This is a genomic window from Micromonospora lupini (genome assembly GCF_026342015.1).
In the GTDB taxonomy this organism is placed as follows: Bacteria; Actinomycetota; Actinomycetes; order Mycobacteriales; family Micromonosporaceae; genus Micromonospora; species Micromonospora lupini_B.
Genome location: NZ_JAPENL010000001.1, coordinates 1537653 through 1550378 on the forward strand (window position 1 = coordinate 1537653; position 12726 = coordinate 1550378).

Genomic DNA, 12726 nt, shown 5'->3' on the forward strand with positions numbered 1-12726 from the left:
GGAGGCGGTCCCGGCCCTGTTCGCGCGCGACCGGATGGTCCAGCGCCGCAAGAACGACGTGACGTGGTGGTCAGCGAGTGGAGGGTTCCTGCGCCCGCCGGCCGAGGATTCACTTGTCGTCAACACGCGGAACCTATCGTTCGAGCATGAGCACCGGAGACGCCGACGGCCCTGTCCTCGACACGGAGCAGTTCGACCGCCTCGCCAGCTACGGCACCGAGGAAGAAGTCCAGCCGGGACAGGATCTGTACGCCGCCGGCGACAACTCCTACGACTTCTTCCTGTTGCGGACGGCCACCGCGGAGGCGGTCCGCGACGCGACGGCGCTGGAGCCTGAGCGCCTCATCTACCGGCGCGGACCAGGCGAGTTCCTCGGCGAACTGAGTCTCCTCACCGGGCAGCAGGTCTTCCTCACGGTCCGTGTCGTCGCGGCCGGGACTGTCGTCCGGATCTCGGCCCCGGAACTGCGCCGCGTGCTCGCCGAGCAGGTCGACATCGCCGACGTCCTGATCGAGACGTTCCGCGCTCGGCGTGAACTGATGCGCGGTGCCGCCGGCAACGCCCTGGAGATCGTCGGTCGGCCGCACGCGGCGGAATCGCTGGAGCTGCGCACGTACGTGACCCAGATGCTCCTCCCGCACGTCTGGCTCGACGCGGCCTCGCCGGCCGGTCGGGAGCTCATGCGGACGACAGGCGTCGGCGAGGACGACCTTCCGGTCGCGGTCACGGCCGGACGGGTACTGCATCGCGCCACCCCGGGCACTGTCGCGGAGGCGCTCGGCCTGACCTATGTCGCCACGGCGCGTAATCCTGACCTGATCGTGGTCGGTGCCGGGCCGGCGGGGCTGGCCGCTGCGGTCTACGGCGCGTCCGAGGGCCTCGTCACCGTGTTGCTGGACGGCACCGGCCTGGGCGGCCAGGCGGCCAAGAGCGCGCGGATCGAGAACTACCTCGGCTTCCCCGCAGGTGTCAGCGGCGAGCATCTGGCCCGGCTGGCGATGATCCAGGCGCTGAAGTTCGGCGTGCAGATCTACGCCCCCTGCGCGGCGGTCGGCCTCGATGTCTCGGACGAGTCGCGGCCCGTCGTCGAGCTGGCGGACGGGACCCGAATCGAGACGTCCGCGGTCGTCGCCGCCACCGGAGCGCGTTACCGACGCCTGGACATCGAGCGCTGGGCGGAGTTCGAGCAGAGCGGATGCATCAGGTACGCCGCGACCGAGCTTGACCTGCGCGGCTACGAGTCGCAGCCGGTGGCGGTCGTGGGCGGCGCCAACTCGGCCGGGCAGGCGGCCCTCTCCCTGGCCGCGCGCGGCTGCACTGTGCATCTGGTGGTGCGCTCAGCCGACCTCGGGGCGAAGATGTCGACGTACCTGGCCGACCGGATTCACGCCCATCCGGAGATCCGCGTCCACACCCGCAGCACCCTGCGAGAGCTTCAGGGTGACGACACCCTGACGGCGATCGTCGTGGCGTCGGGGGGCGAACGCGAGAGGCTTGTCTGCCGAGGGCTCTTCTGCTTCATCGGCGCCGACCCGGCGTCGGACTGGATGAAGGGCATCGCCACCGACGACAACGGTTTCGTGCTTACCGACAGCCGGCTGCCTCCCGGCACGCACCAGGCGCCGCTGCCGTTCCAGACCAGCGCTCCCCGTGTCTTCGCGGTCGGCGACATCCGCTCCGGCTCCACCAAGCGGGTGGCCACCGCTGTCGGTGAAGGCGCCGCCGCGGTCTCCGCCGTGCACGCCGTACGGGCCGGCTGAGCGTGGTCTCCGATCGGTGTCGACCGTCCGGCGGGCCCGCACAGTGGTCCCGCCGGACGGAGACGATCGAGGTTACGCGCCGGCCCGGCTCACCAGCGAGATCAGCTGATCCGCCGCCGGACCCGAGGAAGCCGGGTTCTGGCCCGTGATGAGCAGCCCGTCGCTCACCACGTAGGACTCGAAGTTACCCGCCTTGGAGAACTCGGCGCCCTTGGCGACCAACTCGTCCTCGACGAGGAAGGGCACGACGGTGGTCAGGCCCATGTACTCCTCCTCGCTGTCGGTGAACCCGGTGACCCGCTTCCCGGCGACCAGGGGCTTGCCCTCGGACGTCGCGCAGTGCCGCAACGCGCCCGGCGCGTGGCACACCAGCGCGATCGGCTTGCCCGCCGCGACGACCTGCTCGATCAGCCTGATCGAGTCGTTGTCCTCGGCGAGGTCCCAGAGAGGGCCGTGGCCACCCGGGTAGAAGACGGTGTCGAAGTCGTCGACGGACACCGAGTCGAGCCGTACCGTCGTCTCGAGCTGACGTTGCGCCTCGGCGTCCGCCGTGAACCGGCGGGTCTGGTCGGTCTGGAAGTCCGGCTCGTCGCTCTTCGGGTCCAGGGGCGCCCGGCCGCCCCGGGGCGAGGCGAGCGTCACGTCCCACCCCGCGTCCCGGAACCGGTAGTAGGGCGCGGCCAGCTCCTCGAGCCAGAAGCCGGTCTTGTGCCCGGTGTCGCCCAACTGGTCGTGCGAGGTCAACACCATCAGTACCCGTGTCATGTCCACTCCTTGCATCATCAGTTGGCTCCTACGTGCCCTGGTTCGCCGTGATCATTCCTGGGCCGAGGATGAGGCCCGTCACGGCTTGGTAGTTGTACGTGGCCGCGGTTTACGAATAGTTGACGACAGGAAAGGCTCGGCACCGATGTCGATGCACACCCTCTGACCTGCCGTTGGTCAGTCGGAATAAAGCGAATGTGCACTGGCCCCACGTAGCCTTTCGAATGTGCGAGGCTGGCCGGCCGAATGCCGTGAGGCGCGAGCAACCAGGCCGGTGGTCGCATTGACACAAACTTTCTACGGAGTGGTCGAGCCAGGTCATGCCCACGATCAAGAAACCCCGAACCACGGCTGGTCGCATCGAGCAGGCGTGGTCGGGCAGCCCCGACAAAACGTCATCCACCGACGATTCGGGAGCCGGTGAATACGGGAAACTGTTCGCCTCCTTCACCGTCGACGCGCAGGGCACTGTCTCGTTGACCGACCTTGCCAACCGGCTGCTCGCGGCGGGGATCTCGGAGGCTGATCCGCGGCTGGCCCAGGTCTGGGGCGAGCTGCGTCCCGCCGTGGGCGCCGAGGGGCCAGCACGCATCGACCTGACCCGCTTCATCGCACTGTGCAGGGCGGGCGGCGGCGTCATGGAGAAGTCGCTTCGCGGTGATCTCGTCATTCCGGACTTCGCCGCGCTCCGAACGGAGATCTTCGCGATCTACGAAGGGCTCCGGGGTGTCGACGAGGGCCAGGTCGCCGACTACATCCCGCAACTGGGCCGCGTCGATCCGGAGAAGTTCGGAATCGCGTTGTGCACCACCGACGGTCAGCGGCTGGCGCTTGGAGACGCCGAGACTGTCTTCTGCGTCCAGTCGGTCTGCAAACCCATCAACTACTGTCTCGCGCTGGAACAGCACGGCGCCGAGCAGGTCCACAGGCATGTGGGGCGGGAGCCCAGCGGTCGCGGATTCAACGAGCTGACGCTGAACAGCGAAGGGCTCCCGCACAATCCGATGATCAATTCCGGGGCCATCATGTGCTGCTCGCTGCTGCGCCCCAGTTGGGAGATGGCCGACCGCTTCGACCACGTCGCCGAGACGTGGCGCAGGTTGGCCGGTGGCGGGGCGGTCGGGTTCAACAACGCCGTCTACCTCTCGGAACGCCGCACTGCCGACCGGAACTTCGCCCTCGGCTACTTCATGCGTGAGCACCGTGCCTTCCCGGACGGGACGGACCTCACCGAGACGCTTGAGTTCTACTTCCAGTGCTGCTCGATCGAGGTCGACGCACGCTCGCTGTCGGTTGTCGCCGCCTCGCTTGCCAACGGCGGCGTCAATCCCCTCACCAGGGAGCGGATCTTCTCGGCCGACACCGTACGCAAGTGCCTGTCCCTGATGTCGTCGTGCGGGATGTACGACTACTCCGGGGAGTTCGCCTTCACGATCGGTCTGCCGGCGAAGAGCGGCGTCTCGGGCGGACTCATGATCGTGGTTCCCGGCGTGCTGGGCATCTGCGTCTGGTCGCCGCGCCTCGACGCGCTGGGCAACTCCGTCCGAGGGGTCGCCTTCTGCGAGGCCCTCGTCAACCGGTTCAACTTCCACGTCTACGACTCCCTGGCCACCGGCGAGGACTCCGGCAAACGCGACCCGCGGCGCGGGCGCAACGAGGAGGAGGTGGCGTCGACCACGCGGTTGCTGTGGGCCGCCAGCCACGGTGACCTGGAGTACGTCCGGCTCGCGCTGGCGGCGGGAAAGGACCCCAACTCCGCCGACTACGACAGACGTACGGCGCTGCACCTGGCCGCCTCCGAGGGGAACCTCGACGTGGTCCAGTACCTCCTGGACCGCGGGGCCGATCCAACCCTGCGGGACCGTTGGGGAGGCACCCCGCTCTACGACGCCGAGCGAGGCGCACACGACCGGGTCGTCACTGTGCTCACGTCGGCGCTACGCGCTGCGAGTCCGGCAGCGGACACCCACCTCGTGCGAACGGACGCGTCGCTCGCGGCGGTCTGAGCCCGGCACTCGTCCGAACACGATTTCGACTGGCCATCCGGCCCGAACACAGGAGAAAGAGACACATGGCGTACAAGGCTGAATACATCTGGATCGACGGCACCGAGCCGACAGCGAAGCTTCGGTCGAAGACGAAGATCATCGCCGACGGCGTCGAGCCGGGTACCTGGGGCTTCGACGGCTCCAGCACCAACCAGGCCGAGGGCCGCAGCTCCGACCGGGTCCTGGAGCCGGTCGCCACGTACCCCGACCCGATCCGCGGTGGGGCGCACCTGCTGGTGCTGTGCGAGGTGTTCAACATCGACGGCACCCCGCACGAGTCGAACGCCCGGGCCCTGCTGCGCCCGGTGGCCGACCGGTTCGCGGCCCAGCAGCCCCTGTTCGGCATCGAGCAGGAGTACACGTTCTTCCAGGGCTCCCGCCCGCTGGGCTTCCCCGACGGTGGCTACCCGGCCCCGCAGGGTGGCTACTACTGCGGTGTCGGCGCGGACGAGATCTATGGCCGCGGCGTGGTCGAGAAGCACCTGGACAACTGCCTGGCCGCCGGCCTGACCATCTCCGGCATCAACGCCGAGGTCATGCCCGGCCAGTGGGAGTTCCAGGTCGGCCCCCTGTCGCCGCTGGAGGTCGCCGACCAGCTCTGGATCGCCCGTTGGCTGCTGCACCGCACGGCCGAGGACTACGGCATCTCGGCCACCCTGGAGCCCAAGCCCGCACGGGGTGACTGGAACGGCGCCGGCGCCCACACCAACTTCTCCACCGGCGCGATGCGCGAGAACTACGCGGCGATCATCGAGGCCTGCGAGTCCCTCGGCCGGGGCGACAAGCCCCTGAAGCACATCCGCAGCTACGGCGCCGGCGTCGAGGCCCGCCTTACCGGCGCCCACGAGACGGCGCCCTGGAGCGAGTACAGCTACGGCGTCTCCGACCGTGGCGCCTCCGTCCGCATCCCGTGGCAGGTGGAGATCGACAAGAAGGGCTACATCGAGGACCGTCGACCGAATGCCAACGTCGACCCGTACACCGTCACCCGGCTCATCGTCGACACCTGCTGCACCGCCTTGGAGGCGGCGGACCTCGCCTGAGGCACCGGCCCCTCCTCTTGTACGAAACCCAACCGCCGCCGCTGTGACGCGGTGGCGCTCAACACGTGGAGTGCACATCGATGCCCGAAGGCTTCGACGCGGGTGACACCGCATTCGTCCTGACCAGCGCCGCGCTGGTCATGCTGATGACCCCGGGACTGGCGTTCTTCTACGGCGGCATGGTGCGCGCGAAGAGCGTTGTCAACATGCTGCTGATGAGCTTCGTCAGCCTGGGCATCGTCAGCGTTCTCTGGGTGGCCTACGGATACTCGCTCGCCTTCGGCGAGGACGTGGGTGGGCGCGGACTTGTCGGTGACCTGTCAAACGTGGGCATGGGCGGAATCTCCGACACCACGTTGACCGGCAGCGTTCCGGTGCTTGCCTTCGCGGTCTTCCAGATGATGTTCGCTGTCATCACGCCGGCGCTGATCAGCGGGGCGATCGCCGACCGCGCCAGGTTCGGCGCGTGGATGCTGTTCGTCGCCCTCTGGGTGACAGTTGTCTACTTCCCGGTGGCCCACTGGGTCTGGCAGTCCGACGGCTGGATCTACAGGCTCGGCGTCAAGGACTTCGCCGGAGGCACTGCGGTCCACATCAACGCGGGCATGGCCGCCCTCGGTGCGCTACTGGTGCTCGGCAATCGGGTCGGCTTCCGGCGGGAGTCGATGCGGGCGCACAGCCTGCCCCTCGTGATGCTCGGCTCGGGCCTGCTCTGGTTCGGCTGGTTCGGATTCAACGCCGGATCGGCCCTCGCCGCGAACGGCACCGCAAGTGTCGCCTTCATGAACACGCAGGTGGCGGCCGGCGCCGGTCTGATCGGCTGGCTTCTGTGGGAGCGGGTCCGCAAGGGCGGTTTCACCTCGCTTGGCGCCGCCTCGGGAGCGGTCGCCGGCCTGGTGGCCATCACCCCGGCCTGCGCGGTCGTGAACGTCTGGGGTGCGATCGCCATCGGTGTCATCGCCGGCGTCGGCTGCGCCTGGGCCGTCAGCCTGAAGGACCGGTTCGGCTACGACGACTCGCTCGACGTCGTGGCTGTGCACGCGGTCGGCGGTGTCGTCGGCACCCTCCTCATCGGGGTCTTCGACGTGACAGACGGCCTCGTGGCAGGTGCTGGCGCGGGCCAGTTGCTGAAGCAGGCGATCGGCGCCGTCGCCGTCGCGGCGTACTCCCTGGCGCTGACGTGGCTGCTGGTCAAGATCATTGATGTGACCATCGGTTTCCGGGTGACGCGTTCGGACGAGGTCACCGGGATCGACCAGATCCTGCACACCGAGAACGCCTACGACTTCGCCACGAGGGAGGCGGACACCGTTCCGGCCGGCACGATCGGCACCTGGTCGCACTCCCCGACCGCCCGACACCAGAGTGTCGGTGACTCCACCGGGCCGTCGGCCCGCTGAGCGGCCGCGTCGAAGCTCTGCCGCCGCAGAGCCGGACCGGGAGGGTGGGCCGTCCCTCCCGGTCCGGCGGCGCACACACTCACCGGGGGCGCTATGCCCGTCCGGCGTCGAGGGTGAGGTTGACGCCGTTGGCCGCCGGGTTCTCGGGCCGGAACAGGCATCAGTCGACGATGTGCCGCGTTCTCGGAACGGCCTTCGTTACCAGCCTTGGAGTAGATTCGTGCCGCAGGGTTTCCTCGTCGAGAGTCAGCACGACAACGTGGACGTGCTGACAGCCGCCGGGCGCCGACTGCACCTTCGCCGCGCCACTCTCACCGATCTTGAGGCGGTCAACCACCTGCACCGCTGGGAATGCTCCGCGAAGAGCCGCAGGGCCCGCTACCACGCATCGCGAGACCGGATCCGCCACGCCGAGTGGCGGCACCTGATCGACCCTGATCGCGGCTACACGTTCCTCATCGCCTGCCCGCAGTGGCCGGGGCCGATCGGTCTCGCACACCTGTTGTGGCAGGACGGCGGCCCGCCGGAGATCGCACTGTTGATCGCTGACGCATGGCAGGGCCGTGGAGTCGGCACCGCGGTGGCCCGGCACGTGGTCGGCCTCGCCGTCGCACACGGCCACTCCGTGCAACAAGCCCGTATCAGGTCGGAAAACGCTCCGGCCATCCGCCTGGCGAATCGCTTCCGCGCCATCATCGACGACGCGGCCTGACACCGCACCGACAGTGATGTGGGCGGCCGGGCAAGCGGGCACGCTTGTCGCGATGCTCGGCTACGGCCTGCTCGCCGACCAGCTCGAGATGCGGGCGGCGGCCCGTCCGATCCCACTCACCATCGGCGTCAGCTTCATCGGTGAGCGCTGGCCGTGACCCGTCGGGGCATCGACCTACGGGTGCCGTTCGCACCCGAACGCCGATGACGACAGCACGCCACCGGGCACCGGGACGGGCCAGCGCTCAGCTCTCGACCCAACCGTGCGATCTGGCGTGGTCGACCAGCGACTGCCGGATCGCGGCGATCTGGGCCCCGGTCAGCGTCGGCACCCGCTCGATCAGCAACTCCGTCACCTCGTAGGTGAACTCGCGGGGCGACAGGACGTCACACATCCCGTCATCCTCACCGGTCTGCCCGGTCCGCGTCGGCACGATGTCCGGTGCCCGTTCCGGCCGGGAGACCGCGACCGGATCGACGATCCGCAGGGCCGCCACCTTCAGACCACGGTCGCCGGCCTCCACCTCGTACTCGACCCGCATGCCGGGATGCACCAGATGCCGTTGCTCGCCGAAGTCGTTGGCGTGGACGAAAATGTCCTCGCCGCCCTTCGCTGGCGCGATGAAACCGTAACCACGTGTCTCGTCGAACCGGATGACCTTACCTACCGCCCACACAGCCACCACCCACTCCCACCACTCAACCAGGATCTCGACAGCTTCCACACACTGCCCGACAACGGTACCGAACACGTCGTGACAGGGGTTCCACGATCGCCGGGCCGACCGTTCCGGGGACTGCCCGCGCGGCGGGTCTGCAGCTCACCGCGAGGGTGGGCTCCCGTGACCAGCACACGCTCGCATGGCGACCCGCGCGGCGTGTTCGGTCAGAGCCACGCCGAGCTGGCATGCCCAGCGCGGTGGCTTGACCTCAAGCTCGGGTGAGGTCCTAACCTCCGGTATCGGAGGTGAGGCATGAGCATGGAATTTACCGCGTGGACGTCTCTGCACCACGCGATGAACGCGCAGGAAGAACGACCGCTGTCCCGTGTCACCCTGAAGCGCGTCGCGGGGTTCGCGCGGCCGCACCGGGCCCTGATCATCAGGTTCCTGCTGTTGAGTGTGGTGACGGCGGTCCTCACGGTGGCGGCACCGGTCCTCGCCGGACGGGTGGTGGAGGCGATCGTCGACGGCGCCGACAGCGGCGTCGTCATCCGGTTGGCGGTGCTGATCGCCGTGATCGCCCTGGCCGAAGCCGGCCTGGGTCTGGTGACGCGGTTCCTGTCCGCCAGCATCGGTGAGGGGCTCATCGTGCAACTGCGGACGGCCGTCTTCGACCACGTCCAACGCATGCCGGTGGCGTTCTTCACCCGGACGCGCACCGGTGCGCTTGTCAGCCGCCTGAACAACGACGTGATCGGCGCGCAGCGGGCCTTCAGCGACACCCTGTCCGGGGTCGTCGGCAACGCTGTCACCCTGGCGCTGACGCTTGCGGTGATGCTCAGTTTCTCGTGGCAGATCACGGTGCTGGTGCTCGTGCTGCTGCCCGTCTTCGTCCTCCCGGCGCGCCGGATGGGTTCGAAGCTCGCCCAGCTGCAGCGTGAGGCGGCCGAACACAACGCGGCCATGAGCACACGGATGACCGAACGTTTCTCCGCGCCCGGCGCGACCCTGGTCAAGCTGTACGGGCGGCCGGCCGAGGAGTCGGCCGAGTTCGCGGCACGGGCGCGTCGGGTGCGGGACATCGGCATCCGTGCCGCCATGCTCCAGTGGGTCTTCATCACCGCGCTCACCGTCGTCGGCTCGCTGGCGCTGGCGCTGGTCTACGGGCTGGGTGGTCTCTACGCCCTCCGGGGCAGCCTCGATGCCGGGACCGTGGTTGCCCTCGCGCTGTTGCTGTCGCGCCTCTACGCGCCGTTGACCTCGCTGGCGAGCGCTCGGGTGGAGGTGATGAGCGCGCTGGTGAGCTTCGAGCGGGTGTTCGAGGTTCTCGACCTCAAGCCGCTGATCCTCGACCGGCCCGACGCGCGTCCGCTTCCCGACGGGCCGGTCGCCGTGGAGTTCGACAAGGTCCGGTTCGGCTACCCCTCGGCGGACAAGGTGTCGCTCGCGTCCCTGGAGGACGTGGTGAAGCTCGATGCCCGCGGCGGCGAGGAGGTGCTGCACGGGGTGTCGTTCCGCGCCGAGGCGGGGCAGATGGTCGCCCTCGTCGGCTCCTCCGGGGCGGGCAAGTCGACGATCGCGCAGCTCCTCCCCCGCCTCTACGACGTCGAGGACGGCGCGGTGACGCTCGCCGACGTCGACGTACGCGACCTGTCGGCCGAGGCGATCCGGACCGCGCTGGGCGTGGTCACCCAGGACGGGCATCTCTTCCACGAGAGCATCCGCGCCAACCTGGCGTTCGCTCAGCCGGACGCGACGGAGGACGAGATGTGGGAGGTGCTTCGGCGGGCCCGCCTCGACGACCTGATCCGCTCACTTCCCGATGGGCTCGACACGGTCGTCGGTGAACGCGGGTACCGGCTGTCGGGCGGGGAACGGCAACGCCTCACCATCGCCCGGCTGTTGCTGGCCCGTCCGCGCGTGGTCATCCTCGACGAGGCCACCGCACACCTCGACTCCACCTCCGAGGCGGCGGTTCAGGAGGCCCTCGCCGAAGCCCTGACCGGCCGGACGAGTGTCGTCATCGCGCACCGGCTCTCCACCATCCGTGCGGCGGACCAGATCCTCGTCGTCGAGGACGGTCGCATCGTCGAGCGTGGGCGACACGGCGACCTGCTCGCCGCCGGTGGCCGGTATCAGGAGTTGTACCGCACCCAGTTCGACCAGGCCCAGCCGACGGTGCAGGAGCAACGCGTCGCCGTCTGAGGCCGCGACCAGAGCCGCCGCCCGCCTTGGGGGGATCCCCGTGCCGGGCGGCGGCACCTGGTGGTCAGTCGTCGTCGTTGTCGTCGTCGATCGGCTCCTGCTCGGCCTTCACCACCGAGCCGTTGTCCCGGTCGACGTCCACCTCGTGCTCGGTGTCGCCGGCGATGATCTCGACGCTCCACACCGGCCGGCCGTTCTCCTGCTCGGCCTCGACCTCGACGATCTGGCCGCCACCGGCCCTGGCGAGCGCGATCTCACCGGCGCGCTTCTCGTCGACCGCGCTGCCCGTCGGTGCGGCGCCGATCGACGGCGTGCCGCTCGACGGCGTACCCGATGGGGTGCTTGCCGACGGCGTGCCGCTGGTGCCCGGCGCGGCGGTGGTGGCGCTGTCGTCCGGCGCGTCCGTGCCCGTCGGGGCAACGGTCGCCGCGGCGAGCGCCGTGTCGCCGGTCCGCGTGTCGTTCGCGGCGGCGACGCCCAGCGCGACCCCGGCCACCGCCAGCACCGCCGAGCCGCCGACCGTAGCCAGAAGCAGATTGGTGCGCTTCATCGTGGTGTCCACCTCTCCTCGGTTGTCGACTCCGAGGATCGGCTGAACGGGGATAGCGCAGCGCTGTCCAAACGCTAAGGCCGGGTTAAGCCCGCGCCGAGCCCCGGAACTCCGCGTTGGCCGGACGTGGTCAGAGCACCATCTTCATGAAGACGTCGGCGCGGGCGTACGGCGGCAGCGGGATCTGTTCCGGACCGACGTGCTGGAAGCCGGCAGTTTCGTAGAGGTGCACGGCGTCGGCAAGCTTGGTGTTACTGCCCAGGAACAGGGTTGTCGCGCCGAGTTGGCGGGCGCGCTCGATCGCCGCCTCGATGAGCTGACGGCCGAGACCCCTGCCGCGCGCCGACGGGAGCACGGTCATCTTCGACAGTTCGAAGACGTCGTCCGAGCTGCGGACCAGTGCGACACAGCCGATGATCTCCCCGCCGTCGCGGACGATGAGCACGTCGCCACCCGGCTCGACGATGGCGGCGAACGGGTCGTTGAGCGTCTTGCGGTCCGACTCCTCGATGGTGAAGAAGTGGGAGATCCATTCTTCGTTGAGCGTCCGGAAGGCTTCGGCCTCCGCAGCGGTCGTCATGGACGTGATGGTCAGCGTGCTCGGCTTCATGGTGGGATTCTCCGGCCACCGCCATTCGAACGTCCAATATCTTGTTCGGGGTCATCCGTATCCTTGAGGTATGGAACCCGAGTTGCGCCACCTGCGCTACTTCGTCGCGGTCGCCGAGGAGCTCCATTTCGGTCGGGCCGCGGTGCGGCTGCGGATGGCCCAGCCGCCGCTGTCGCAGCAGATCCGTCAACTCGAGGCGATGATCGGCACGCCGCTGTTCGTGCGTACCTCCCGGTCGGTGGCGCTGACGCCCGCGGGCGAGGCGTATCTGGACCGGTGCCGGCGGGTGCTGGCCACCGTGGCCGACGACGTGCACGAGGCGGGCCGGATCGGGCGCGGGGAGCAGGGGCGCTTCGACATCGGTTTCGTCAGTTCGGCGATCCAGCTCGGGCTGGCCGGGCCGATCCGTCGATTCCGCGAGCGCCATCCGGCCGTCCACCTACGCCTACACGAGGCGTACACGGCGCACATCGTCGACCGGCTGTTGAAAGGCGAGGTCGATCTCGGCGTGGTTCGGGACGCGGACGACCACGACGACCTGGTCGGCACCACGTTTGCCACCGAGTCCTTCGTCGCCGTCCTGCCGGCCGATCACCCGCACGCGGGAGACCCCGCGATCGACGCCGTCGTGCTGCGTGACGACCCGTTCGTCTTCTTTCCCCGGGTGGCCGGCGAGCGGGCCTACCAGCGCAATCTACGGCCGTGCCTGGAAGCCGGCTACACACCGAACATCGTCCAGGACGCCACCAGCTGGGCCACGGTGGCGCACCTGGTCGCGGCCGGCCTCGGGGTGACGATCGCCCCGGCGAGCATCTCCGCCGTGGTGCCCGCCTCGGTGGGAGTGCTGCCGTTGACAGGCACCGAGGCGGGCACCGACGTGCGGATCCTGCGCCGCCGACAGGACGACCGGATCACCTCGACGGGCTTCGAGGCAGCGGGTCGGGCTCGCTGAGCTGCCCGGTGCGCCACCTG

11 protein-coding genes are annotated in these 12726 nt (G+C 69.2%); 7 read left to right on the forward strand and 4 right to left on the reverse strand.

Going from position 1 to position 12726, the window contains the following annotated elements; genetic code table 11:
• Positions 1-146: 146 nt before the first annotated feature.
• Positions 147-1760: an FAD-dependent oxidoreductase gene (locus tag OOJ91_RS07045; RefSeq protein WP_266243741.1), complete on the forward strand. Its 1614-nt coding sequence runs from the start codon at positions 147-149 to the stop codon at positions 1758-1760.
• Positions 1761-1832: 72 nt separating this feature from the next.
• Here the strand turns inward: OOJ91_RS07045 and OOJ91_RS07050 are convergent, their stop codons facing one another.
• Positions 1833-2525, reverse strand: coding sequence for a type 1 glutamine amidotransferase domain-containing protein (locus OOJ91_RS07050; protein ID WP_266243742.1), 693 nt, complete (start codon positions 2523-2525; stop codon positions 1833-1835).
• A gap of 320 nt (positions 2526-2845) precedes the next feature.
• On the opposite strand from OOJ91_RS07050, the gene glsA reads away from it, so the two are divergent.
• From glsA to OOJ91_RS07070, 4 genes are all read left to right on the forward strand, one after another.
• Positions 2846-4531, forward strand: a complete 1686-nt coding sequence (glsA, locus tag OOJ91_RS07055) for a glutaminase A (RefSeq protein ID WP_266243743.1) — start codon at positions 2846-2848, stop codon at positions 4529-4531.
• 65 nt (positions 4532-4596) lie between these two features.
• Complete coding sequence (glnII, locus tag OOJ91_RS07060; RefSeq protein ID WP_266243744.1) at positions 4597-5616, forward strand: glutamine synthetase; 1020 nt, start codon at positions 4597-4599, stop codon at positions 5614-5616.
• An 80-nt stretch (positions 5617-5696) separates the two neighbouring features.
• On the forward strand, positions 5697-7016 hold the full coding sequence (locus OOJ91_RS07065) for an ammonium transporter (RefSeq protein ID WP_266243745.1): 1320 nt from the start codon (positions 5697-5699) through the stop codon (positions 7014-7016).
• A gap of 259 nt (positions 7017-7275) precedes the next feature.
• On the forward strand, positions 7276-7728 hold the full coding sequence (locus OOJ91_RS07070; RefSeq protein ID WP_266243746.1) for a GNAT family N-acetyltransferase: 453 nt from the start codon (positions 7276-7278) through the stop codon (positions 7726-7728).
• 244 nt (positions 7729-7972) lie between these two features.
• On the opposite strand, the gene OOJ91_RS07075 is transcribed toward OOJ91_RS07070, so the two are convergent.
• On the reverse strand, positions 7973-8404 hold the full coding sequence (locus OOJ91_RS07075) for a cold-shock protein (protein ID WP_266245297.1): 432 nt from the start codon (positions 8402-8404) through the stop codon (positions 7973-7975).
• A gap of 297 nt (positions 8405-8701) precedes the next feature.
• Between OOJ91_RS07075 and OOJ91_RS07080 the strand changes: the two genes are divergently transcribed.
• Positions 8702-10594 (forward strand): ABC transporter ATP-binding protein, encoded by a 1893-nt coding sequence (locus OOJ91_RS07080; RefSeq protein WP_266243747.1) that lies wholly within the window; start codon positions 8702-8704, stop codon positions 10592-10594.
• A 64-nt stretch (positions 10595-10658) separates the two neighbouring features.
• Here OOJ91_RS07080 and OOJ91_RS07085 read toward each other — a convergent pair whose 3' ends face one another.
• Entirely contained in the window at positions 10659-11144 is a 486-nt protein-coding gene (locus OOJ91_RS07085) for a PepSY domain-containing protein (RefSeq protein WP_266243748.1), read from the reverse strand.
• Positions 11145-11274: 130 nt separating this feature from the next.
• On the reverse strand, positions 11275-11754 hold the full coding sequence (locus tag OOJ91_RS07090) for a GNAT family N-acetyltransferase (RefSeq protein ID WP_266243749.1): 480 nt from the start codon (positions 11752-11754) through the stop codon (positions 11275-11277).
• A gap of 70 nt (positions 11755-11824) precedes the next feature.
• On the opposite strand from OOJ91_RS07090, the gene OOJ91_RS07095 reads away from it, so the two are divergent.
• Complete coding sequence (locus tag OOJ91_RS07095) at positions 11825-12706, forward strand: LysR substrate-binding domain-containing protein (protein WP_266243750.1); 882 nt, start codon at positions 11825-11827, stop codon at positions 12704-12706.
• Positions 12707-12726 lie beyond the last annotated feature (20 nt).